Source organism: Candidatus Defluviilinea proxima (assembly GCA_016721115.1).
In the GTDB taxonomy this organism is placed as follows: Bacteria; Chloroflexota; Anaerolineae; order Anaerolineales; family Villigracilaceae; genus Defluviilinea; species Defluviilinea proxima.
Genome location: JADKIW010000001.1, coordinates 2,619,920 through 2,645,020, shown reverse-complemented (window position 1 = coordinate 2,645,020; position 25,101 = coordinate 2,619,920). Strand labels below are relative to the sequence as shown.

Genomic DNA, 25,101 nt, shown 5'->3' with positions numbered 1-25,101 from the left:
AAGGAGCCGTATGCCCGCATTAAAGTTTTTATCCGATGAAGATATACAGGCAATGCACGAGGCCACACTGCGTGTGTTGCAGGAAGCAGGTGTGTTCTGGACTCACAAACCCAGCCTTGAGATCTTGCAAAATGCAGGATGCACTGTAAAAGATAATCGCGTTTACTTCCCACCTGAACTCGTGATGGAAAGTATCAGCAAGGCAAACAAACGTCCCGTCATTCGCGGGCGCAACGGACAGGTAAATACATTGGGCGATGGAAATTTATATTTCCATAATCTCGGTGGCGCGCGCGACGTGTTCGATGCCAGAACAGGCACACGTCATGTCGCCACCACGCAAGATGCAAAAGATGCTGTTCGTCTGCTTGATGCGCTCGATAACTGCAACACAGTCACGCCTTTCTTTACTCCGCCTGATGTTTCAAATGAGATGCTGTCGCTACACATGTATCGTAGTGCGCTCTCTCACACAACCAAACCCGTGCAAGGTCCCGGCATCCAATTTGGACACGAGGTCCGATATGCGGTGGAAATGGCGGCAGTGGTCGGTACGCCTGCACATGAGTTGACCTTGTCACTTTCACCGGTCAGTCCGCTTACCATGCACGACATAGCCGCCGAAGCGATCATGGAAATGGCCAAGCATGGCGTGGTCCACGCCAACCTGCCCTGCCCCACGGGCGGCGCCACATCACCCATGACCATCACAGGCAGTATCGTGCAACAAAGCGCCGAGTCCCTTGCACCGTTGGTGCTGGCACAGATCATCAACCCCGGCTGTGGATTTATCTATTGTGGACGACTCGGGATGCTGGAACCGCGTACAGGATTGATCTGGGGTGGCGTGGAATTGGGCCTATCTTCCGCCGCCACGGTTCAACTCGGACATTATTACGGGTTCAGCGTCAATGTGTATGGGTTTTCAACGAATGCCCATACGCTCGACGCGCAAGATGCCTTTGAACGCGGACTCAACGCCGCGATCCCTGCTCTGGCTGGCGCAGACGAGCTCTCTGGCATCGGCGAAATGGAAGCAGGTGTGATGGGCTCCTTTGCTCAAATGGTTCTGGATAACGAACTTGTAGGAAGCGTCAAGCGTCTGCGCAAAGGCTTGTCTGCCGATGCAGAACATCTGGCCGTGGATATCATCCTGAATGTGATGAATGGGACGCGCAACTTCCTCGGCCAGAAACACACGATGAAACATCTACGCGGAGGTGAACTGGCGCTCACCAAATTTGCCGAACGCAATTCATGGGATACGTGGGAGGAAAAACTCGAGCGCAAACAAATGGCAGATTACGCCATTGACGAAGCTGAACGAATATTACGTGAACACACTGTCCCTCCGTTGGATGATCAGCAAGAAAAGGAATTGGACAGAATTCTCGTGGCGGCTGAAGTAGAAACCATGAGGAAGAAATAATACAGTCTGGTGGTTGAGTAGTTCCGAACGATAGCGAAGAACGTATCGAAACCACAAAGTACAAGTAAACAAGAGATTATAAGTATTTATCAAATTGCTGGTTTCGATATGCCCTTCGCAACAACCGCTCAGGGCTACTCAACCAGCAGAAATGGAATTAGTATGCTCAAGCAATCACATGCGATTTCAGAAGAACTGATCGAATGGCGGCGCGACTTTCACATGCACCCAGAGATTGGCTTTGACCTGCATCGTACTTCGAAAATTGTCGCAGATGAGTTAGAGAAAATGGGATACAGAGTCAGGCGCGGGGTTGGGAAGACCGGGGTTGTCGCTGAGATCGGCGAAGGCGGCAAGGTGGTCGCCATCCGCGCAGATATGGATGCGCTCCCCATCCTTGAACAGAATGCATACGACTACATTTCGCAAACGCCCGGAGCCATGCATGCCTGTGGACACGATGCCCATACCGCCATGGCGCTCGGCGCGGCTTTATTGTTATCAAAAGAGAAATTACCCGGGCGCGTGCGTTTTTTGTTCCAACCCTGTGAAGAGACCACCGACGAGGAAGGTAAAAGCGGCGCGCAACGCATGGCCGCAGAAGGCGCGATGGATGGCGTGAATTACGTCATTGCACAGCATGTTGACCCGGCACAACCTGTCGGTACGATCGGTATTAATGCTGGCCCTTCTTCAGGCGGTGTGGACACTTGGTTTGCGACGATTACAGGCAAGGGCGGACACGGTGCGCATCCCGATCTGACAATTGACCCGTTCCATTTATTAGCACATGTTATCTTTGGCTTGAACGGCATCGTCTCTCGGCGGATCGACCCATTTCAACCGACTGCCGTCAGCATTGGCACGATCAACGGTGGCTTTACAGAAAATGTGATTCCCGACATGGTAAAGATCACAGGCACGATGCGCTTCACCAATTTGGATGTGCAGAAACAAGTCCGCGAGGAAATGCACCGTGCATTCAGCATCGCAAAGACCATGGGTGGCGGTTATGAACTCAACTTTGAATACGGTGGTCCGCCCATGATCAACGACAAGATGGTATCGGACCTGATAGAAGAAACCGGCAAGGATATTCTTGGCACGGATAACGTTCACGAGATCGGGAAAACTCTCGGGGCGGAGGATTTTGGCGAATTCATGAGCCATGCTCCCGGTGCCATGTTCACGCTTGGCACGCAGAAAAAAGGACATGAAGAATATCAACTCCATCACCCCAAATTCGATATTGACGAACGCGCTTTGCCAGTTGGCACAGCAATGCTCGTAGAGACAGCCAAACGGTTCCTTGGCAAAAGCTAACCCGCAACAATTTTAAGTCACACTAAAACAAACATCCCATGTCACAAAAGGCATGGGATGTTTGTTACTTGCTCATGCGATTAATAATTGCTATAACTAGGGCAGGGAAAAAACATTTGGGGTATACAATGAACATTGTTCTATGTTTGGAAGGCTATGCTTTGATCTCACTGCTGTTTTGGGCGTTTTCGGGATTTGCGTATTACGTCAACTCAAAACAGGCAACTGGCGACCCAGCAAAACGGGATTTTCATCCTGCCGCCATCTTCATGGCTCCCTTCTGGCCCATGTATCTTCTATTCGCTGCTTTTCTAGCGATGCTTAGCGTCATAGCACTCGCGGTTTTTCTTGTTGCGTTCACCGCGGCACTTGTGTTGATTCGCAAACCGTTTATCCTTGTTTGGTTGAAGAAAATCGCGTTGAAGATCGGGAACAAGCTTTTACAGATCAATACATTTTTGATCAGGTTATTTATCCCATCAGTAAAACCAAAAACGACATAAAAAATCCCGCTTGTAAGCGGGATTAACAATCCTATAGCGCTGGCCTTCTAAAAAACTGATGATAGGGGATCATCATCAGAAAACCGATGGCGGTCACGATCTGGCCGATCAACACGCCGCCTGACTGCCACGGACCAAAATACGGGACCATGGGTAAAGGTTGTGTGCCCATTCCGAAAATATCCGCCATGCCCGTGAAGACCGAAACAACATACCCCGTGCCCACCAACCGCATACCAATATCGGCAATAATACTGCGCGGTTCCTTTCCCCATAACGCAACCAATCCAACGTAACCACCAATACAGATCATCGCCAACCCGATCAGGAACACAGCGATCTGAATGAACCCGACCACCGGGCTTCGATCCCAACCGTACCAATTGGGTTTTGCTCCAACCGAAAACACAAAAAAACCAAAGATGACAGAGATCAAGCTAAAGCGAATACGATAATAGGAAATACGAAATGCGGGTGTACTATTATTCATGAGGGTAAATTCTTTCTGAGAAATCTCAACCAATTCCCACCTAAAATATTAGCGGCGTCAGTTTCAGTATACCCGCGTTCCATTAATCGGGTCGCGATCATTTGCAAGTCAGCGATGGAATCCAACTCAAGCGGAATAGATTGCAGACCGAAGCCTCCATCAAAGTCTGAGCCGATGGCGGCATGGTTCGAGTTCCCTGCCAGTTGGCAGATATGGTCAATGTGCGCGATCAAAGTATTCAACGGGACTTCTTCGCGGCGACTGCCTTTGTTTCGTAACCATCCCACTTTTAGGAATGTATTGAACGGGATGACACCGATCACACCCTCGCGCTCGATGATGCCACGAATGACATCGTCTGACAAATGGCGGTTCGTTTCGGACCCACGCATGAGCGCCGCACAATTGGCATGAGAGGCCATGATGGGCCCTTCATACCTATCCAAAGATTCGTAAACGGCGGCTTGATCCATGTGGCTGAGGTCAAGGATAAAGTTGTAATCGGCCATGGCAGAGATCAATTGGCGGCCTTCGTCCGTAAGCGGACCAGGTTCACCGGTCCCGCCGCAGTAACGAGTACCAGCCCAAGCAAGTCCGATCATACGCAGACCCAAATCCCACCATTCAGAAAGTTCACGTGGTGAGCGTATGCCGTCCGCACCTTCCATGAGATAGATCAAACCAACGGGATGCGTGGCTGAGTCCACTTTGGGGGTGGACCAATCTTTGATAACAGAATCCAGCTCTGGGGTTGAAGAAATGAGGCGAAATTTATCGGGATGAGAATCGGTCAGTTTGCGGTAGACGTCAATTTGTTGACGATAGATACGGTGCGCAGATTCCGAATCCTTATAAAAAATAGTATCCCCCGCTTCGCACTTTCTATAGGGTGTTGCATAGAGCGTCGAAAAAACAACAGCAACTTTCCCACGTTGATATTCAGGCCAGCCAACGAGGCTATCACCGTTGCGCTCTGGGATAGTGGTGCCAACCTCAAGCTGACGCGTTTCTGTTATCGAACGTGTGTAATCACGGCCATAAGCAAGGATATTCCAAGCGAGGTCTTGATGGGAGTCGATGATCAACATAAGCATGAAATAACGTCCCGCTTGCGGCGGGACGTTATTTATTTTATGTTAGGCTTCCGTATTCGGAGTATCCCCACTGCTTTGTTCTTCGTCGGCTTGGTCGAACGAAGTGAAATCGGCGGTCATCATTTTGAAGTCTTTATCAGCGAAGGCGGCTGAGTCCACTTTGCGGAGGCTCAAACCAATGCGGTGCTGTTCAGGATCAATGCGGATGACGCGCAAGCTCTTGACATCCCCTTCTTTGAGAACTTCCTTGGGATGTTCAATGCGGTTTTCCGAAATTTCGGAAATGTGAATGAGACCTTCAATATCACCTTCAAGGCGGGCAAAGGCGCCGAACTTGGTCAAACGGGTGATGACACCCTCGACCAATTGGCCGATGCTGTACTTTTCAAGACGAGCCTTCCAGGGATCATCCAACAAGACGCGGATGGAAAGGCCGATGCGCTTCTTCTCACGGTCAACATTGATGACCTTGACTTTGACTTCCTGCCCCACTTCAAGAGCTTCGCGCGGGTGTTCGATATGATCCCACGAAATTTCAGAGAGGTGAACGAGGCCATCAGCACCGTTGACGTTGATGAACGCGCCAAAGTTGGCAATACTAGTAACGCGACCGGTGTAGACTTCGCCTTCTTGCAGTTCATCTAGCACGCGTTCCTTGATGGATTGGCGTGTTTCACTGCTGGCGGCTTTTTCAGAGAGAATGAGGCGGCGGCGTTCGCGGTCCACTTCGATCACGCGAACGGTGATGGGTTGTCCCACCATCTTCTGCCAGCGTTGTTCGGGTGTTTCGCCAGTGGATTGAGTGCGACGCATGGCGCTAATTTGAGATGAGGGGATGAAACCACGCAGGCCTTCAACAGAGGCGATTAAGCCCCCCTTGTTGAAACCGATGATCTTGCTATCGATAGCACCGCTGTCTTCGAGCAGTTTATCGACATTATCCCAAGAGATTTGCTCCTGCGCACGCTTAAGGGAAAGAACGACATTCCCATTGGCATCTTCAGGGCTGATGACAAATACATAAACTTCCTGTCCGACCTGTAGCGCGGCGCGTTCGTCTGCATCCAACTGCTCCAGCTCGCGGCCAGAAACCACCCCTTCTGATTTTGCGCCGATACTGATGAGTATCTGCGATGAACCAATGCTGGCAATGGTCCCCTTGCGGATCTCATCTTTCTGAGGCAAATCAATATTAAGTTCCTGCTCATTGAGCAAGGACTCCATCGTTAGATTGTTATTACTGGATTGTTCTCCCTGCATATTGGCATCGCTCCCCTGAGCGGGCAGGGCATTATTTTGATCTGTCACTTGAGACTCCAATTAAGAAAAATGTAAGGGGGATTATACAGTTGAATGGTGAAGTTTGCAACCCTGACAATCAAAGCATTACAACTTTAGCTTAAATTTAAAAACACGCAACATCACTCAATCAATATATTAATTTAATCAATATATTGATTCACGCGTTATAATCTCGGCACGGAGTTGATATAAACATGCCATCCATTTTTCCCTTTACAGCCATCGTAGGTCAGGAGCGCATGAAACGCGCTCTTGTGTTGAATGCCGTTGATACACGTATCGGCGGTGTGTTGATCCGCGGCGAACGCGGTACTGCCAAATCCACTGCATCGCGCGCACTTGCCGCATTGTTACCCAAAGTCAATGTTGTGGACGATTGCCGCTTCGGTTGTGATCCCAATAAACCCAACACATGGTGCACCGAATGTAAGGAACGTTTTTCCGATAACAAAAAAATTCCAACTCACGTTCGCACTACATCATTCGTAAACTTACCTGTCTCCGCCACAGAAGACCGCGTGGTCGGTACACTTGATATCGAGCAGGCCATTCAAAAAGGTGAACGCCATTTTGAACCCGGCATTCTCGCAGGCGCCAATCGTGGACTTCTCTATATCGATGAAGTGAACCTGCTTGACGATCATGTAGTGGATGTTCTCCTGGACTCTGCTGCGATGGGCGTAAACAACGTCGAACGCGAAGGCATTTCCTTCACCCATCCTGCGCGCTTCATTCTTGTGGGGACGATGAATCCTGAAGAAGGAGAGTTGCGCCCTCAGTTGCTTGATCGTTTCGCCCTCTCCGTGGACATTGTAGGCATTCGCGAAGCACGCGAGCGCGTGATGATCATGCAGCGCAACCTTGCTTACGAACAAGATGCAGAGGCCTTCCGCAAGGAATGGATGCCCAAAGAAGAAGAACTCTCGCACCAGATCGAACGTGGACGCGAACTCGTGGGGCAAGTGACTCACACCAGTCGCGATCTGCTTTCCATCGCCGCGTTGACTGCGTCTCTAAATGTGGACGGTCACCGTGCGGATCTAGTGATCCTCAAAGCTGCTCGTGCGCAAGCCGCATTCGAAGGCCGTACCAAGATCAACGATCACGATATCGCTCTTGCGGCCGAGTTGGCACTTCCCCACCGTATCAAACGGACTCCCTTCCAGCAGGCTGAGATGACGACCGAGCAGTTGCAAGAGCGCATTGAGCAGTTGGCAGGCCAATCGGTCCCGAGCGAAGCGGAAGCGGAAGAGTCCGAATCCCAAGAAGGCAAATCCGAAGAAAAAAAAACTTAAAACTCGAGGATGAACGCGAGGAAGGTCCGCAGGAGGGCAAGCCGGAGCCCATGCAGCCGCAGGATGTGTTTGCGGATACATCTGCGAATTGGTGGGAAGGCGGACAGAAGGTCAAAGCGGGAGAGAAGTTTCAACCCCGTAAATTGAACACGCCTCTCGATAAGCTCGCGCGTAAACACGCGGGTCGACGTTCGCTCACCAAGACTGAACGCAAACACGGGCGCTATATCAAGGCGCGGCCTGCAGGCGACAAGAAAGATGACATCGCTTTCGATGCCACGATCCGCGCCGCGGCACCCTTCCAGAAACAACGTGTTGAAAAGCGCAAACGACTGGCATTTGCCATCGAGTCATCGGACTTGCAACGCAAGATCCGCGTGAAGCGTGTGGCAAATCTCGTTTTGTTCTTGGTGGATGCTTCATGGTCGATGGCTGTTGCGGAGCGTATGAACGCAACGAAGGGAGCGATCCTTTCATTGCTCACAGATGCGTATCAGCGCCGTGACCGTGTAGGCTTGATCGTCTTCCAAAAAGACCGTGCGACTCTCGTATTACCCCCCACGAACTCTGTACAACTCGCGCAACGCGCATTGATGGATATCCCCGTCGGTGGGAAAACGCCGCTTTCGGCGGGCTTATTCCTCGCTTCAGATGTTTTGCGACAGGAAAAATTACATCACCCCGATGTAGAACCACTCTTGATCGTATTAACCGATGGCGCAGGAAATGTGTCCATTGGAGCTTTGCCCCCACAGGAAGAATCCTATCGCTTCGCGGAATTGATCGCTCACGAGAAAGTAAAGTGTGTGGTCATTAACATGGAACACGCCGCCTTCGATCAAGGTCTCGCGCAACAACTGGCAAATCATCTCAAAGCGCCATGCTATGCGTTGAGTGAGTTGAAAGCAGAAAGTTTGTATCACACGGTGAAGGATGAGATGGCCAGGCCAATGAAGAAATAGGATAAATAAGAGCTTCGAGATTCTTGCGAAGAAATCTCGAAGCTCTAAAAGGTAAGCGAAACCAATAAAAAAAGTAAGAAAAATCGATACTTTGCGATCTTTTGGTTTTTTTTACGGCGTCACATCCGTGGCACAGCGGAAACCTAAACTATAGCTAGTGTTATCAGGAGGCAATGAATGACGATCTGATGATCGTATACCTACTGCTCGCCCCGTGAGGAATGAACCTCCCCGGACAACAATATTATTACCCGAAACACTTAGTGGGTTATCAGAATCAGGGTCTTGATAATATTCATGGTCATATCGGTCTGCAACCCATTCCCAAACATTACCCGCCATATCCAAAACGCCGTAGAAACTGGCCCCAACAGGATAACTTCCAACAGGTGTGGTATCACCAGTACACAAATTGTCCCCATCTCCATAATAGTTCGCGTATGAACAATCAATTCCGCTTCCCCAAGGATATAACCGCTTTACTTTTTTCCCATCGTCCCAACTTGCTGCCTTCTCCCACTCGGCTTCTGTTGGCAAACGACGCCCTGTCCACTTACAATATGTTTTAGCATCAATCCATGAAACGTAAATTACTGGGTAATTATCAAATTTTGGGTTTCCATAATAGGAATTGTTATTACTCTCATTCTGGGTGATCGATGTGTTTAGTTTTGGAGCGCTACACTTTCCACTGTCCACACACAAAGCATACATGGCATTTGTGATCTCTGTCTGGTCAATAAAAAAAGTACCCAAGTAAACCGTATGTACTGGCCTTTCATCGGGTTCATTCCCTTTGCTACCCATAGCGAAATCCCCAGCGGGAATCTCAATCAAACGCATTCCATCCCTTCCAATCAAAGGTACTGAAGGTGTTAATAGCATCAGAGTATCAGCCGGAACAGGAGACAATAGAGCATCTCCGGGTGCCAGAGTAACGATTGGTTCTGGAGACATAGACGCCATAATGACAGGGGTAGGTGATGAAGGCGAAAATAATTTCTCAATGATAGGGGATGTCAACAAAGCCGCAATGATCGTTCCCACAAGGCCAATCAATGCTACAGCAATGGTAGTATTTAATCCAGATTTCGAAACAGGTTGGGACGTACCAACGTCTAACGGGAGTGACGGCTTATTACCAGATTGTTTTTTTGTAGGAACAGACTTAGGTTCCCTATTTTTATTTTTTTCGACACCCGGCAATTGGTCTTTCTTGAATTGCAACGTAGTAATACCGATACCATGTGCACGCTGATGTAGAGCACGCATAAGTTTTTCATAGCCACCCGTTTCAAATAAATCCACATGTTGCCATTGCCTTAAACTTTCAGAAACTCCGCATTTTTCCAAACGAACAGGAACGATAAAAATCTGATCATCTGGTTTCCCTTTAGCTGCTTCGAAAGCAATCCGTACCTCTCTTTGTTGATCACCTTCTTGGTTGAAGTGATTAGAAAGGCATACTGCCACTACGTCAGCTTCATGCACAGCCATACGAATACCATGCTCACGATTCAGGCCAGGCACGAGATCCTCTTCTGGTAACCAAGCTTCTACCCCATCGTTTTTCAAGCGTCGATAAAGGTCTAGTACCGCTTTTTGATCTTGGTCTGCATTACAGAGAAAAACTTTAAGGGCTCGTGCTGTAGCATTCATAACTTATTTCCCGTCTCGCTATCTGTAGTGTCTAACCTTTTGAGGTCATATCATTCCCATCAAGTCTGCATTATAAGACAAAAACTGCATTGAAGCAAAATCAGACGGCAAGCCGTCTGATTCCAAATCAATTTCCTCGTTTTCAACTACTCACTCAAATGATACGTATGATATGCATTCTGGCAGGGATTGCCCCAGGCGATGTGCATCTCGCGGGCGGTCAGGTCAATGACGAGGGCGCAGATGGTGCTTTCGCGGTCAAGCGGGTCAATACCTTCGATATTGTGGTTGCAGATCGAGTTTGGCAGGTTGACGTGGTCTTTTTGAATGCCTTGCAAGGATTTGATCGTATGTTCAGAGCTTTGTCGTAACAGGCGATTTGCCCTGAAGTAACGCACACGGGAAGAAAGCAACTCTTCGGGTTCGTGCTCAATAGCCTTCATTGTGTGGGAAAGATAATGATTGGTGTGCACCATATATCCGTCCGTGCCGTGCAGGATTTCAAATTTGCGCGCTGAGACTTCCACCGAGTACAACTCCCCGCTTTCGTGTGCGAGCAAATGGTTGTAGCCTGCCGCGCGATGCTTGATGAGAGTCCGTCCGAGGGCGCCGGAAAGGCGACGGGAGGCCAAAACTGCCCTCGCGACGATCAGACGCGGAATGCCGATACGCGAATCGTTGGGGTAGACCGAGTCAATGAGTTGGGCAATACCATATGCGTTGAATCCAACATTTGGCAGGAGACCGCCGTACGTCATGGCAAGATACGGGGGTTCCTTGTCTGGCTTGGCACTGACCACATACACATCATCTTCATCCTCTGGGACCCAATCCTCGTTGTGCGCAAGAAGGATGTGACCATCAGCGGTTCGCTCTTCATTAACGGCAAAGCTGGTACAGCGCGTGAGATGCAGGGCATCCACTGTGACAGCTTCCATGACGTTAAGCGTTACAAGTTCAGAAAAAGGGACATTGGCACCCTCTGCAATACCACGCCACTCTTCTACATACTGTGAATATCGCTCTTCGGCAAAGGGCAGGTACTTGCGCGATTGGATCTGTGCGCCGTCCCAAGTCAACTCAAGTGTATCGTAAGCCAGTTCGATAAGGTTACGTGCATTCTCCACGCTATGTTGTACCTGCTCACGTCGCGCCTCACCGATCTGCTGTCCCATTTCGCGATGAGTGCCTGATACTTCGATCAGTGGCGGCGGTGATTTGTGTATCTTCGTGTTGGGGATTGATATTTCTTTCAAAGCCATACTACCTCCGTAAAACAGAACCCGCTCCGAGTTCTTGCTTCGGAGCGGGCAAAATTATATCACGCGGGTATTTTGGCTGTTACGAGGTGGGCGGGATCTGACTTTGGTCTACAGGCGGGGTATATACATTCGCTACAGATACTGGCACAGGGCGGACGCCGAAGCGTGTGATCGCTACAGCACCAACAGCCACCAGGCCGATCAATGTCGGGACGACCCACCCGATACAAGGGATCGCACCAACCGCACCGCCAACAAGCATGACCAGGAAGGTCCCAAACCCGGCTGTGAGCACTGGCGCCCAAGTCTGATTGAGTGAACGAGTAAAGCGTTCACCCACTTCATAACCGAGAGCAATTACGCCGAATAACCAAGCCAGAGCCAGAAGTAATGAGCCCAAGAACAAGACTACAACCGCCACAGGGATAAGAATAAGCGTGACGATCATAATTAGAGAGGCCACTAGAATGACAATTGGTCCGCCCACAGTTGCGGCTAAACCAAATACACCAGACATCAAGGGCTGACTAACGATTGCATCGCTGACCTGCTCCATTTGCGGTTGCAGAAATACAACGATCAGCATGGCCAACATGGCAACAACCACTGCGCGAAAGAAAATTCCACCTGCCGAAAGGAACGGGTTGAAATCAATGTTGATATTGGGCGCTGACGGAACATCAGGCACTGATGGGACGCCAGGGACTACAGGTGGCACACGTCCGTTGGGAATATCGATCTCAGGAGCGACATTATTTACAACTTCGCCATTGATCTCGGCGCCATCTTCCTGTTGTAACTGTCCACCTACAGTAACCACATCCCCTTCAACAACAGCGGTTTTCTCAAGGCTAACCTGTCCACCCACAACGACAAGGTCGCCGTCAAGTAAACCATTGCTTTCCACTTGTCCGCCAATGACAACCAGATTGCCTTTCAATGTTGCATCTTCTTCAATCGTTACATTGCCACCAAAGAGAACCAAATCTCCTTCGAAGGTATCTCCACTCTTGAGAGTAAAGTTAGACCCAAAGATGACACGTCCACTTCCATCACCGGGGCCACTTCCCTGTGCATGTACCGAACTGGCAGGCACAAGCAACAAAACCAATAGTAACAAGAAAGACACATATCTAAATTTATTTTTCATACACTATACTCCTTGCGGCTTACGAACAAACCGCCAGATTGATACTGACCACAGAAGACTGATGCCGGCAAACGCCGAAATCAGGATCATCCACATGAAAGGGGAAAGAAAACCCGGGGCGATCTTTACCACAACAGATCCAGCCTGGAACATCGCATTCAACGTGGTAAGGACAAATACACCCCATTCCACGAGAGCGGTAATCCATGCCGCCGGTGAGGCAAAGAAAGAAGCCACCGAAGGTGCCAAGATCCACGCCAGAAAACTCAAACCGCCCAATAGAAACACAAGGGCGCCCCAGAACTTACGTCGGCGGTCGGCCAGCTTCCGCTCGATCAAACGAGTCTGGAAGCGTGCCGTGAAACCGCTGGCAGGTGCAACCATTTTTGTCGAATGCAGGGCAATTCCCGTTTCAACAAGTGCGGCACAATATGAGCAGGAGCGCACATGCAGGTCAAGCTCGCGCTTTTGCTCAGGGGTAACAGGTATCTCATTCAACAACCATTCTTCAAAAGGCTGGTGATTCATAGGGTCTCCTTTCGGGGCGTGCGCTGGGTGCAGAATCTTCCTGCCACATACCCGCCAACACACGTCTTGAACGGTGCAGACGGCTTTTCACCGCGCTAACTGTAAGCTTCAAGGATTTTGCAATTTCAACTTCAGAAAAATCGTACCAATAACGCATGATTACTGCGGCCCTATCGGTCGGATCAAGATGTTTGAGCAAAAGGTGTAGGCGTTCACGTTGTTCCTTTTTGACAGATTCAGCTTCGGGGTCCGGGGCTGAGGCGTCTGGGATCTCAAATGTCGCGCCATCGTCGTTTTCAGCGTCCATTGAAAACATCGTAAACTTCTTCTTCCGCAACTGATCAATGCAATAGTGCGCGGCGATGGAGAGAATCCACGTGCCGAATGCTCGCGAAGCATCATAACGATGTAGGTTCTGATAGGCGCGCAGGAAGGTCTCTTGCGAGGCATCTTCCGCCGCGCCTGGCTCGCCCAACATGCGATAACACAGGTTATATACAGGTTTTTGATAGGTTTCAACGAGTTGAGTAAACGCCTCGTCACTGCCTTGTTGTGCCTGGAAAACCCAGGTCTTTTCGTCAGTCACTTGCTCTCCTCTTGGACTTTCTATACATACCTACGGAGCAGACGTAGAAAAGTTGCACTTAATGGGCATGTCCATGCCCCCCATCCCCGCTTCCCATCGGACCGAGAACCTGCTCCCACGCCCCAAGCGAATCAGCCCTGAGAACGAACAGGGTGGCGATCGCCGTTGTGAGCGGCACCGCGCTGATCAATCCCAACGAACCGACCAGCGTTCGAACGATTTCCTCCGCTACGAACTCAAAATTGACCAAATACCCCAAATCGCCCCGCCCTAGCGTAAACATCAACAACATCGGTAGGGATGCCCCTGCATAGGCCAAAACTAGCGTATTGACCGTCGCCGCCACGTGATCCTGACCAATCCGCATCGCAGACTGGAAAAGCGCCCGGAAGCCCAGTGTGGGGTTGGCATGGTGAAGCTCAAATACGGCTGATGCCTGTGTTGTCACCAGGTCGTCCAACACGCCCAGTGCACCAATAATCATGCCACCGAGCAAAAGTCCACGTAAGTTGATCTCAGTATGGAGCATTTGTATGAGAAACAGCGCGTTTTCATCGCCAGCACCCGTTAACCGCGTAATAGCCACAAACAGGCCAGCCAATACCCCAGTAATAAGCAATACCAAAACCATACTGATCACAGCGGCATGTGTCTTGAGGTTCCAACCATAGGTTAGATAAAGAGTCACCCCAAGCAAAATGACTGAACCGATAATACTGACACGTAATGGATCCCCGCCAGTCAAGATATGAGGAATAATATAGTTGATAATAACCATCAGGCTGAAGGCCATGCTCAAAAGTGAGCGGAGTCCCTTCCAACGACTTATAAGAAGAATCGCCCCTGCAAATATTGCAGTCAACCACAGCAACGGGCTGGCACGCATAAAGTCAACAAAGTATACGACCAGTACTCCATCCGGGCGCGACCCAACCGTGACCAGAATTTTATCTCCCTCTTCAAGATAAACAGTGTTTGATAACACCTGTCGACGGCCGTAATCCATCTCCATGGGAAGGCCCTGATATTTGCCGTCCAGCAATTCCACGCGAGCTACCTGATACCGCTGTGTCACTCCGCCAAGATCAATTTGCCCATCTTCAATGATCTTCGTCACCTGTGCCCGAACCGTCTCCGAGCCAAAAGCAGACATGGCCGCATCAGGTAGATCCACTGGCTGGACGAACAAGAAGAGGATTAGCCCTAACAACAGAATAGATAAAACGATATGTCGTATTTTCATACCCAAAGTATACACCGACCACATAACAAAAAACGGGCACGCGTTTGTGTGCCCGTTTTAGATTTATGAAAAATCCGTCTATTCACTATTTTCGGTAGTATCATCGCTTTTACTGGCTTTGCCATTTTTACGATTTTTCTTGATGCGGCTCACCATATCGCGCGGCTGAGTTCGAATCGCTGTGATGGCGCTTTGAATCCCATCTTCCACCTCAGGTGGAACATTCCCGTGCTCAAAAAACGCCATAATCTTTTTAGAGCGTGAGCCAGTGTTTGGCTCCTTATCGGCTTTCGAAATATAGTCACCATAATATCGCGGCGAATATAAGGAACGATACTGGTAATCGTAATAACTGTGTGCACTCTGTTCAGATATCTTGTTAAAAACAATTCCCAATAAATGCGCATTGGAGCGGTCCAATTGCTCTTTGATTGTCTTTGCCTGATCTTCGGTTGTCTGACCAGGCTCCATGACTAAAATAACGCCATCTACTTTGGATGCTAGGTTATACGAGTCAGCAATGATCAACGGAGGAGCATCGACGATGACTAATTCGTACATATCCCTGAGTTCACCCAAAATAGAAGCGATTCGCTTGGAACCAACGACTTCAGTAATATTTGATGGAATATCACCCGCAGAAATCACCTTCAGCCCATCATCCATCCACTTTCGCACGACATTATCAACTCTGGCCTTATTTCGAATCACATCCGAAAGGCCTGGTTCTTTAGACATGTCAAGAACTTTATGAACAGCGGGCCTTCTTAAATCCGCATCCACCAGCACTACGTCCTGTTCCCCTTGCGAAATGGACAATGCCAGGTTTGTAGCAACTGTAGTTTTTCCATTCCCTTGATTTGGGCTCGTGACCAGAATCGTTCTGATCGGATTACTAATTTGAAAAAACTCAATGTTAGAACGAAGCAAGCGGAAATTTTCAGCAATAATGGAATTTGGGTTTTCCGCTACATACGTACCATTATTGCTATTTTCTTGAATCTCAGAAATATACCCAATTACGGGCAAACCAAACAAGCGTTCAACATCTGTCGTGGTTTTGACCGTTCGATCAAGGAATTCAAGCAAATAGGCTGCACCCGCCCCCAAACTAAAGCCTACTAAACCGGCCAAAGCAATGATAATGAGTTTATTTGTACCTACTGATTTCGTTGGGAGGTTTGCAGGCTCTACAACAGATAAAATGTTAAGAGCGCCTTTTTGAGAATTGGAAAGAAAACTGGCATAACTTTCACGTAAGCTATTGAGCTTACGCGTCTGTTCATCAATCTGACTTTGAATATTGGATGTTTGACTAGCGCTATTCAATCCAACCAAGCTGCTTTGCAAATCTTCAATATTCTTCTCGACATCTTGGATTTGAAGCTGGAGACTGGATAATTGCTGTCGAATAAATTCTTGTCGAACACCTGTCTCAGTCCCACCAATCGCCGGGCTTTGTTCCATCAATTGACGTGCCAATTCATTTGCAATAATTTGTGCACGCTGTGGATTCGTATCAGAAACAGAGATTTCCACCATCTGCGTATTAGGCACTACCTTGGACTGATATTGAGGCAACCATGTAATACCCAATGCATTCATTGTAGCCTGTTGGATCGGCTCACGCCTCGCCATATCAGCATAAATCCCAGCTAGTTGTTGGGCGATGTAAATTTGCCCAGAATCTGGGTTCGGATCCAAAATTGTCGTACCTATAACCAATGTTGTCCGTGATTCATATAGGGCAGGCTGAAACAAAGTCGAAACAGCACTTGAAATCACTGCCAACATAGTTACAACAACTACAAGGCGCCACCATCGTATAAGAGGTCGAATATAAGAATTAATTTCCATATAGAGTTATTCTAAACTATTTTTAAAACAAATTGGGATAGAGATATTACAAGATATTTCTCAGTTTTGTGCGCAAACACCAAAGCATGACGCAAATTGCATCAAATAGTTACTTGGTTTTAAGAACGATTTCTTCTCTTCAAGTCCCTATACAATATATAATGCACTTAAGATGTATACAACGTGATATTTGTCTTGTTTAGGCGCTATCTTGCGACATACCTTATATGGCTCAAATTTGTCGCAAGAGCAAAAATAGCATCATAACCACGTTGAATAAGTGAATTAATCTCCAAAACAATCTTTTCAGCTTCCTGACGAGAATCAAGTACATCAGGAATATCATACAAACGATTCTCTGCAACGTACGATAATAAAAACACATGGTGCTTAATATGAGGAAACTCGCTTACTAAGGCTTCTTTTTGGCCAGCTTCCATGACTAGGGTCAAATCATACTCGGCAAGCAATTGTTTGTTGACGCCAACTGAACGGTGTGTCGAGAGGTCAATACCCAGTTTTTGAGTAATCCTAGATATGCTAGAAATTACTGGCAACTCATTTTCAGTCCATGTACCAGCACTAGAGACACGCCAACCGTCAGAAGCACCCATCTCGTCAAGTTTTTTTTTGAATAATGCAGCAGCAACTGGTGAGCGAAAACGATTGGCTGTACAAACAAACAGGACAGATGGCATTCAGGCTCTTTTATTCATTGATAAGTTAACGACGCGACGGAGTTTATTCTTTTTTGGCTTTCGGTACCCAGTTAGTTGTACAGGTAAAGCACGTATTTCCTTTAATTGAAACACAACGCATTTTTCATACCCATGTGAAAGGCAGGCTGTACGTTGATGCTCAACCTTAACAAGAGCAACCGGCTTAGCACGGTGACATGCATTCCACTCGGAAGGATAGGCCATGCAAGTTTGTCGATCTTCCTCCAAGCCAAGATAAGGACATATATTTATCTTAGCTGAGCGATCTTCATGCTGATGTTCAAAATTTGACATACGAGATGATTCTACTGTGGGCCAGATTGCGGCAATTCTTTCACCCTTTTAGAAAATTTAGCAAACTCTGGTTGACCATCACCTTCAGAGTAGTAACCTTTATCAAAACCATATGGTGAATAGTATTTATAACCACCATAATATTCACTACGATTACGCGGAATACGATTTAAGACAACTCCTACTACGCGAGCACCAGCTCTCCGAAAAGATTCAAGTGAACTACGTGCCGCTTCTACATGGGTTACCCCTGGTTGGATTACGAACAAAACAGCATCCACTTTGGCAGCCAGGACTTGTGCATCAGCAACAAGCGAAGGCGGACTGTCAATAACGACCATATCATTTACGCTTTGTAAGTCGTGGAGAATATGTACCATTTTCTCCGAGCCCAACAATTCAGCAGGGTTCGGAGGAAGGCTACCGCTAGTAACAATCATCAAGTTAGGCATATTGTCCATTTTGTGCGCAACCATTTCACTGGAAACCTGACCACGAAATAGGTTACTTAAACCATCACGATTAGGTAGCCCCAACAAACTATGTACATGTGGACGACGCATATCGGCATCCAACAATGTGACGCGTTTACCTGCCTGACTGATAATAGCGGCTAAATTAGCGGCAATGGTTGTTTTGCCTTCAGCAGGCGCCGTACTTGTGATTAACAAAGTATGGATAGAACGTTCAACAGAAGCAAACTCTAAATTTGTTCGAAGTGAACGGAAGGCTTCCGAAACTGGGGAACGTGGTTGACGAGAGACATAAACCTCTTCAGCGCTTTTATCTTTATATTGCATTTCCGCCACAAACCCAAGAACTGGAATGCCGAGGAATCTCTCAACATCATCCGGCGTTTTTAGAGTATCGTCCATATACTCAACCAGAAATACAACCATGGCCGCTAACATCAATCCAACTACAGCGGCCAGCGCGGTATTCATTAAGGGACGTGGCCGGATCGGCAAAGTCGGAGTAGTGGCTGGTTCAATCTGGGAAATATTGGGGGTGTTCTGCAAGCGGGCAAGGCGAATCGATTCAAGGCTGCTCAAAAGGTTAACATAAATCTGTTGGTACAAACTCAATTGAGTCCTTAGCTGTTCCAAGCGAAGGTCCTGACTATTGCTCTTTTCAGAAGGTTGCCCCAACACAATTAAATTGGAATAAATTTCCTGATACAAGTTTAGGAGAGGGGAAATCTGGTCAATACGTGCTTGTTTTTCAGCAATTAGTATCTTGTTTTCAATTCTCGATGTAGGTAAAGATGCAATCTCCTGCTCAAGTTTGGATTTTTCTTCTTGCAAGGGATTGATTTGTGCCTCCAGTTGGGCAATTTGATCCTTTAAATTCTGCGATGATATTTGAGTAATAACACCCTGCAGGCCAGAAATTTGACTTTCCATTTGTCGTACTTGCTCTTGCAAATTATTTTCAGCAGTAGAAAATCTACCAGACTGAAAGCTTTCATTCTGGTTAATCAATTGTTCCACAAGAACATTCGCAATTTCGGCGGCACGAATAGGATCTTCATTTTCAACAGTTATTTGAATAATCTGCGTGTCTCTTATCTGTTGAGCAGTAATCTGGTCACGCTCAACTTCATAACCAAGTTGTGTTGCAGTCGCATTGAGAACAGGTTGGGTAGTAAGTAATTGAATATAAGTCTGGGTTAATTGCTGATCGCTCAAGTATGTGTAATCAGAAACTCCAGACTGAGGAGGGCTTACAACAATAGCTCTTGTTGAAGCCTGATAGATCGGTGTTTGGTATTGGCTAAAATAATACCCTCCAACCCCGCCAAGAATTAAACCAAATAAAAATAACCAAGACCACCGTCTTACAATACGCAAATATTCTTTTAATTCCATCCAAAAACTCCTACGTATAATTAAACCATCATTAATTCAAATTAGCTAGAGAAACAGAGACTGCTTCAACCACTGACTGGACATCCGTTTCTGACAATAATGAGTGCAGTGGAAGAGACACCTCACGGATAGAAATGGATTCCGTAACTGGCAAATTAAATAAATGTGACGTGTTATAGTTATAGTCACGATAAGCCTTAAAAAGATGCACTGGAGGGTAATGAATACTGGTCTGTATGCCATAGGTCTTCATATGAGCCATAAAGTCTTCACGATGCATACCTTTGGGTAAAAGAATAGGTAACAAATGACAAGCGGAAACGCCATTGTATTCTTGAAAAGGAATAACAATAGAAGGGCATAATTCGCGAAGCATTTCATGGTAAAGCATTGTTCGTTCGCGACGCAAGCGATTATTGTTGGGAAGTTTAGCAAGTTGGACACGCCCAATAGCAGAACGTATCTCGTCAATGCGATAGTTATAGCCCAGTTCTATCACGTCATAACTCCAGGCGTGTCCTTTATGACGGTCTAAAGTCAGGCTGGTCATCCCGTGTGAACGCAAAAGTCGAAGTTTATCGGCTATAGCGTCATCATCAGTCACTACCATGCCACCTTCACCAGTGGTCATATTCTTGTTGGAAAAGAAGCTAAAACAACCAGACTGCCCCCAAGTACCCAGCATACGACCATTTAAATGCGAACCGATTGCATGAGCAGCATCTTCGATAACAACCAAACCATGCTTGCTGGCAACCTCCATTATGGATGGCATATTACAAGCGTAACCGCCATAATGTACAACCAAGATAGCCCGAGTACGAGGCGTAATACATGCCTCAATAGCTTGCGGGGAAACATTCAAGTCGGTTTCATCTGTAATATCGGCAAAGACGGGAATGGCTCCAGTGTAACGAATGGCATTGGCTGTAGCAACAAACGTAAGGGAAGGAAGAATCGCTTCGTCCCCAGGCCCCAGCCCCGCCACCACACAAGCCATATGCAAGGCGGCAGTCGCGTTTGTCACGGCGATGGCATGGCGAGAGCCTATATAAGTGGCAAATTCCTGCTCAAACTGCTGCGTGACAACTCCCATCGTCAGCCAACGGCTATCAAGCACCTTTTGCACAGCTTCAGCCTCTTCAGGGCCAAAATCCAGATCAGACAAGGGCACACGCCACTCCACAAACTACTCCTCAAGCAGAAATTGAGACCGCATCTTGATAAAATCATCAGAGGCTTGGGCATAATCATCCGGACGGCCCAAGTCCATCCAATAACCATCAAAGCGGTAACCGCTCACTTTTTCGCCAGCGGCTATCATTTTCAAGACGAGTTCAGGGAAATCTAGATACACATTAAATGGGATGTATTTCATGACTTCCGGCTCAAAAACATAGACACCCATGCTGACTGTGTAATCATACGTCGGCTTTTCAATATACCCACTAATTTGATTCCTGCCATTCCACTGCACCACCCCCAGGTCAATTTTCACATGCCGCTGATGAACCGCAATCGTAGCAATACCACCCTGCTCCTTGTGAAAAGCATATAAATCTCTTAAATCAAGCGTAGTTAATACATCGCCATTGGTCACAAAAAATGTCGAACTCAAATCCTTGATTAAAGAAAGAGGCCCAGCCGTTCCAAGAGGCTCAGCTTCGTGACTATAAGTAATGTTTAGCCCCCACTGTTGACCGTCCATAAAAAAGGTCCGCAATAAATTCGCCAGGTGCCCAACAGTAAGGATAACATCCTCAACACCCGCACGCTTCATCTGTCTAAGCAATACCTCAAGAATGGGCATCTCGCCGATCGGCATAAGGGGCTTCGGTAAAATTCTAGTGTAAGGGGCAAGACGTGTCCCTTTTCCCCCAGCTAATATAACGGCCTTCATTTTTCACACCTAAAATTCATATGTACCAACTTGATATCGATCCAAATGGTCACGGATCCAAGCAATTGTCTGACTCAAACCTTGATCCAAAGTAAACTGTGGTCTCCAGTTTAAGCGTTGACGAGCAAGCGAATTATTAGATAACAATTGCAGGACTTCGGACGCCTCAGGTCTAAGCCGGTGGCTGTCTTCTGTTATGCGGACAGTTTTCCCCACTTGTTGCATGATTCTGTTTGCCAAGTCGCCAATCGAGATTTCTTCGCCAGTTCCTAAATTAAACACTTCGCCTTCCACACCTTGTGCTTCTGCCGCACACAAAAACCCACGTACAGTATCCGTTACAAAAGTAAAATCTCGCGTGGTGGTTAAACTACCAAGTTTGATGGTGTCTTTCACAAGGACCTGTGTAATGATTGTAGGTATAACAGCGCGCGCCGATTGACGTGGTCCAAACGTATTGAATGGTCGAATAGTTACCACTGGCAAATTATAGGAACAAAAGAAACTCTCAACAAGTTTATCTGCACCGATCTTGCTGGCCGAATATGGAGATTGTCCCTGCAATGGATGCTCTTCTGAGATGGGGATCTGCAGGGCAGTGCCATATACTTCACTGGTTGATGTATGGATAAGACGCTCTACTCCCAGTTCTCGACAAGCCGTGAGCACATTCAAAGTACCCATAAAGTTCGTGCTGGCTACTTCAACTGGGTGAAGATATGAATATGGAATCGAGATCAACGCCCCCAAATGAAAAACCACTGTACAATCTCGAACCGCATCACGTACAGCCTGCTCATCACGCAAATCCCCTGCAATGATCTCCAGTTTGGCAAAATCACTGGGGATTAAGTCACGCAACATGCCAGGATCTTTACGCGATGTATAACGAATAAAGGCACGGACCTTGGCCCCTTCAACAAGAAGTGTCTCAACCAAATGACTGCCAATAAAACCGCCTGCCCCAGTAACAAGAACTTTCTTATCGTTCCAGAAATTACTCACCGATTTATATCCATCCTACTTTTGCTTTGACTTGGCGACTGATGAAATTGGCTGGTAATATTCGGGTATAGAAAATCAGTCTCTGGCAGAGACAGGCTCATCGTTAATGAATCATGAAGCGTGCTCATCACATCAGAGAGTTTGATCAGGCGAAGTCCTGTTTTATTACAGACAGACATTATGCGTTGGTCATCCGCTTTTGAGATCTTTGAAATGGCATAGAATATCAAATCAACATCATGAAGCTGAACAAGCTTGGGGATATCCATCGTTGTGCCAAGAACTTTGAGGCCATCAAAATGCATACCTTGCTTCGATGGGTCATCATCAGCAATACCAATAACTGTATACAATTTTCTAAAATCCTTTTGCCTTAATAGCCATGCAACAAATTGACTTCCTTCTCCTGCTCCCACCACAAGGACACGTTCGCCTGCACCGTAGCCGCTATGCCTTAGTTTGATCCAACCATCAGCCAAGCCTGTTATCAATCGCAAACGATACCGTACAGCTACAAAGCCAGCTAATACTAGTGAACCTGCTACATACATAAAACTCATTGGCAGACCATGTTGTGGCAAAAGAAACATTGCAATACAACCACTGTCAACGTGACCAGTCCACATGAAATTATCAACCGCAAGATATCGTCAGCGATGGCGCGCGACCACGACACGTTTTTCAAGCCTAATAAGATGTTAAAAAATGTAAACAAAATAGCCAGCAAGAATGCCAAACTTGTAGCGCGCCAAAGTCCTAAATCCAGTGGCCGGTATAAGCGCCAAGTCATACCCAACAAACCAATACACAAAAATGCAATCAAAAAATCATAGACCGCCCAGCTTACATATCGCCGTAGGAACCGCGAAACGGGCCCGCCAAAAAGCCACCCTTCCGGGATCCGTTTATCTTTCAAACGTGGGATCATGATAACAAATGTCCAGAAAAGGGTATCCATATCCCCTAAGAAGGTATGATGACGGACATACAATCGGTCAAGTCGCAACTTATCTGGTGCGATATGTTCAAGATAATAGTCCATAACACTATCAGATTGCAGACGCCCTTCTTCATCATGATACGCAATGCTAGCGGGGCTTGTAATTCCCGGTCGCATGGATAATATCTCGGTCCTCGCGGGTTCAGACCAGGTCGCCGCTATGTTCGGGTCTTCCGGCCGAGGACCAACTAAACTCATCTCTCCTGTCAACACATTCCATAACTGCGGCAGTTCATTGATCTTAGTATCCCGCAACCACTTACCTAAAGAAGTGATTCGTGGATCATCTTTTGCCGTAATACCCGGCCCGGTGGTCTCTTCATGCATCGTGCGAAATTTGAGAATTTGGAAGATACGTCCGTTACGGCCTAAACGAGGGCCACGAAAAAAAACTGGACCGGAAGAATCCATCTTTATTAAAACGCCCATGAAAATAAAGAACGGCGCCAGAATAAATAATCCAAGTAATGCGATCAAAACATCCATCAAACGTTTGGCTACAAAGGAGTACCAATTCGGACGAATATAATTTGACGACATCGATATCTTCTTTAGGATGTTATGATCGTTTTCCATGATCTAAAACCTTGCAACGAAAAAATTTTAAGTCATAAAAGTTGGTGTTTTACCAACTTTATCTTTCCATCGGCCGGCGAATCTGATTAAACCGATAAGAAAGCCTAATCCATAGCCAAGGTGTAATATCAAAAAGACCAATGGCAGTACACCTAGGTATCGCCAATTATTTTTTCTAGACGCGAGAATGGACGCAGTAAAATTCGCAAACAAATACAAACCTACCACAATAAACAATAATCCAATACTCCAAGATGTAATAAAAATCAAAGCCAAGTTTACCAGTAAAGCGAAGACAAATAACGGGGGGACAAACTGGCGCGGCCGCATCTGACGAGGATGCTTCTGCAGAACACGCACCTTCCAAAAGCCGTATTGATAATATTGACGCCAAAGGCTACCAGGGGTACTGCGCACTGTGTATTCGGAACGAATGGATGAGGAAAGCAGGATACGTCCACCATATTCGCGCAAACGGTAATTAAATTCGTCATCTTGATCGCGAATCAATTCCTCGTCAAACAATCCGACCTCTTGGAATACCCTGCGCGGCCACGCGCCCATATAAACTGTATCCACCCATTCATTTTTATCTGAGAAATGAAATCGGCCGCCACCTATTCCAAATGGAGTACTGGTTCCCAATGCTACGGCTTCTCCAAAAGAGGTATTGCCAACCGCAGCCATTCTTCCGCCAACATTGTCAGCCTGTGTGCGCTGCAAAGTATCAACACATTGACGTATGTAGTCAGGAGCGATCATAGTATGTCCATCTACACGGACAACAATTTCACCTCTGGCAATTTGCAAGGCCTTATTCAGGCCAGTAGGAACAATCTGTTCAGAGTTATCTAAAATTTTTAATTCTATTTTTGGGTATTGTCCCGCCAACTCCTCAATAATCGCGCGTGTATTATCCGTGGACAAACCATCGGCGACAAGGACTTCCATGTTTTCAACTGAATAATCCTGCTGCAGTACGGCCCCCAGACTCCGTCGGATATGGTTCGCTTCGTTGTGAACGGGAAGGATAATGGAAACAAAAGGGGCCTTCAA

At 47.2% G+C, this 25,101-nt stretch carries 24 protein-coding genes; 5 read left to right on the top strand and 19 right to left on the bottom strand.

Annotated elements, in window-relative coordinates:
- The first annotated feature begins 10 nt into the window (after positions 1-10).
- From IPP66_12255 to IPP66_12245, 3 genes are all read left to right on the top strand, one after another.
- Complete coding sequence (locus IPP66_12255) at positions 11-1,429, top strand: trimethylamine methyltransferase family protein (GenBank protein ID MBK9926049.1); 1,419 nt, start codon at positions 11-13, stop codon at positions 1,427-1,429.
- 162 nt (positions 1,430-1,591) lie between these two features.
- Positions 1,592-2,752 (top strand): amidohydrolase, encoded by a 1,161-nt coding sequence (locus tag IPP66_12250; protein MBK9926048.1) that lies wholly within the window; start codon positions 1,592-1,594, stop codon positions 2,750-2,752.
- 128 nt (positions 2,753-2,880) lie between these two features.
- Positions 2,881-3,255, top strand: coding sequence for a hypothetical protein (locus IPP66_12245; protein MBK9926047.1), 375 nt, complete (start codon positions 2,881-2,883; stop codon positions 3,253-3,255).
- A 31-nt stretch (positions 3,256-3,286) separates the two neighbouring features.
- Here IPP66_12245 and IPP66_12240 read toward each other — a convergent pair whose 3' ends face one another.
- From IPP66_12240 to IPP66_12230, 3 genes are read right to left on the bottom strand one after another with little or no spacing between them, the layout of a single operon-like run.
- Positions 3,287-3,745: a hypothetical protein gene (locus IPP66_12240; protein ID MBK9926046.1), complete on the bottom strand. Its 459-nt coding sequence runs from the start codon at positions 3,743-3,745 to the stop codon at positions 3,287-3,289.
- On the bottom strand, positions 3,742-4,833 hold the full coding sequence (locus IPP66_12235) for a membrane dipeptidase (protein MBK9926045.1): 1,092 nt from the start codon (positions 4,831-4,833) through the stop codon (positions 3,742-3,744). Before IPP66_12235 ends, IPP66_12240 begins: the two co-directional genes overlap by 4 nt.
- Positions 4,834-4,881: 48 nt before the next feature.
- Positions 4,882-6,099: a S1 RNA-binding domain-containing protein gene (locus tag IPP66_12230; GenBank protein MBK9926044.1), complete on the bottom strand. Its 1,218-nt coding sequence runs from the start codon at positions 6,097-6,099 to the stop codon at positions 4,882-4,884.
- A 236-nt stretch (positions 6,100-6,335) separates the two neighbouring features.
- Between IPP66_12230 and IPP66_12225 the strand changes: the two genes are divergently transcribed.
- On the top strand, positions 6,336-7,436 hold the full coding sequence (locus IPP66_12225) for an ATP-binding protein (protein MBK9926043.1): 1,101 nt from the start codon (positions 6,336-6,338) through the stop codon (positions 7,434-7,436).
- Between the two features lie 50 nt (positions 7,437-7,486).
- The gene (locus tag IPP66_12220; protein ID MBK9926042.1) at positions 7,487-8,398 is read left to right on the top strand and encodes a VWA domain-containing protein; all 912 of its coding nucleotides are present in this window, start codon (positions 7,487-7,489) and stop codon (positions 8,396-8,398) included.
- Positions 8,399-8,509: 111 nt separating this feature from the next.
- Here IPP66_12220 and IPP66_12215 read toward each other — a convergent pair whose 3' ends face one another.
- The 16 genes from IPP66_12215 to IPP66_12140 form a co-directional block, all read right to left on the bottom strand.
- On the bottom strand, positions 8,510-10,057 hold the full coding sequence (locus IPP66_12215; GenBank protein MBK9926041.1) for an SUMF1/EgtB/PvdO family nonheme iron enzyme: 1,548 nt from the start codon (positions 10,055-10,057) through the stop codon (positions 8,510-8,512).
- Positions 10,058-10,203: 146 nt separating this feature from the next.
- A complete protein-coding gene (locus IPP66_12210) occupies positions 10,204-11,319 on the bottom strand; it encodes a hypothetical protein (protein MBK9926040.1) in 1,116 nt (371 codons plus the stop codon).
- Positions 11,320-11,398: 79 nt separating this feature from the next.
- A complete protein-coding gene (locus IPP66_12205) occupies positions 11,399-12,469 on the bottom strand; it encodes a polymer-forming cytoskeletal protein (protein MBK9926039.1) in 1,071 nt (356 codons plus the stop codon).
- A 3-nt stretch (positions 12,470-12,472) separates the two neighbouring features.
- Entirely contained in the window at positions 12,473-12,997 is a 525-nt protein-coding gene (locus tag IPP66_12200) for a hypothetical protein (protein MBK9926038.1), read from the bottom strand.
- Positions 12,978-13,583, bottom strand: coding sequence for a sigma-70 family RNA polymerase sigma factor (locus IPP66_12195; protein MBK9926037.1), 606 nt, complete (start codon positions 13,581-13,583; stop codon positions 12,978-12,980). Before IPP66_12195 ends, IPP66_12200 begins: the two co-directional genes overlap by 20 nt.
- A 58-nt stretch (positions 13,584-13,641) precedes the next feature.
- Positions 13,642-14,826: a YibE/F family protein gene (locus tag IPP66_12190; protein MBK9926036.1), complete on the bottom strand. Its 1,185-nt coding sequence runs from the start codon at positions 14,824-14,826 to the stop codon at positions 13,642-13,644.
- A 78-nt stretch (positions 14,827-14,904) separates the two neighbouring features.
- Positions 14,905-16,683, bottom strand: coding sequence for a polysaccharide biosynthesis tyrosine autokinase (locus tag IPP66_12185; GenBank protein MBK9926035.1), 1,779 nt, complete (start codon positions 16,681-16,683; stop codon positions 14,905-14,907).
- Positions 16,684-16,889: 206 nt separating this feature from the next.
- Complete coding sequence (locus IPP66_12180) at positions 16,890-17,381, bottom strand: hypothetical protein (GenBank protein MBK9926034.1); 492 nt, start codon at positions 17,379-17,381, stop codon at positions 16,890-16,892.
- Entirely contained in the window at positions 17,382-17,696 is a 315-nt protein-coding gene (locus IPP66_12175) for a hypothetical protein (protein ID MBK9926033.1), read from the bottom strand.
- 11 nt (positions 17,697-17,707) lie between these two features.
- On the bottom strand, positions 17,708-19,564 hold the full coding sequence (locus IPP66_12170) for a polysaccharide biosynthesis tyrosine autokinase (protein ID MBK9926032.1): 1,857 nt from the start codon (positions 19,562-19,564) through the stop codon (positions 17,708-17,710).
- A gap of 31 nt (positions 19,565-19,595) precedes the next feature.
- The gene (locus IPP66_12165; GenBank protein MBK9926031.1) at positions 19,596-20,750 is read right to left on the bottom strand and encodes a DegT/DnrJ/EryC1/StrS family aminotransferase; all 1,155 of its coding nucleotides are present in this window, start codon (positions 20,748-20,750) and stop codon (positions 19,596-19,598) included.
- A gap of 3 nt (positions 20,751-20,753) precedes the next feature.
- Positions 20,754-21,464 (bottom strand): NTP transferase domain-containing protein, encoded by a 711-nt coding sequence (locus IPP66_12160; protein ID MBK9926030.1) that lies wholly within the window; start codon positions 21,462-21,464, stop codon positions 20,754-20,756.
- 9 nt (positions 21,465-21,473) lie between these two features.
- Positions 21,474-22,469, bottom strand: a complete 996-nt coding sequence (locus IPP66_12155) for a GDP-mannose 4,6-dehydratase (GenBank protein ID MBK9926029.1) — start codon at positions 22,467-22,469, stop codon at positions 21,474-21,476.
- Positions 22,466-23,020, bottom strand: coding sequence for a hypothetical protein (locus tag IPP66_12150; protein MBK9926028.1), 555 nt, complete (start codon positions 23,018-23,020; stop codon positions 22,466-22,468). The genes IPP66_12155 and IPP66_12150 overlap by 4 nt, the downstream gene beginning before the upstream one ends.
- 5 nt (positions 23,021-23,025) lie before the next feature.
- Positions 23,026-24,045 (bottom strand): sugar transferase, encoded by a 1,020-nt coding sequence (locus IPP66_12145; GenBank protein MBK9926027.1) that lies wholly within the window; start codon positions 24,043-24,045, stop codon positions 23,026-23,028.
- Positions 24,046-24,072: 27 nt separating this feature from the next.
- On the bottom strand, positions 24,073-25,101 hold the full coding sequence (locus IPP66_12140) for a glycosyltransferase family 2 protein (GenBank protein MBK9926026.1): 1,029 nt from the start codon (positions 25,099-25,101) through the stop codon (positions 24,073-24,075).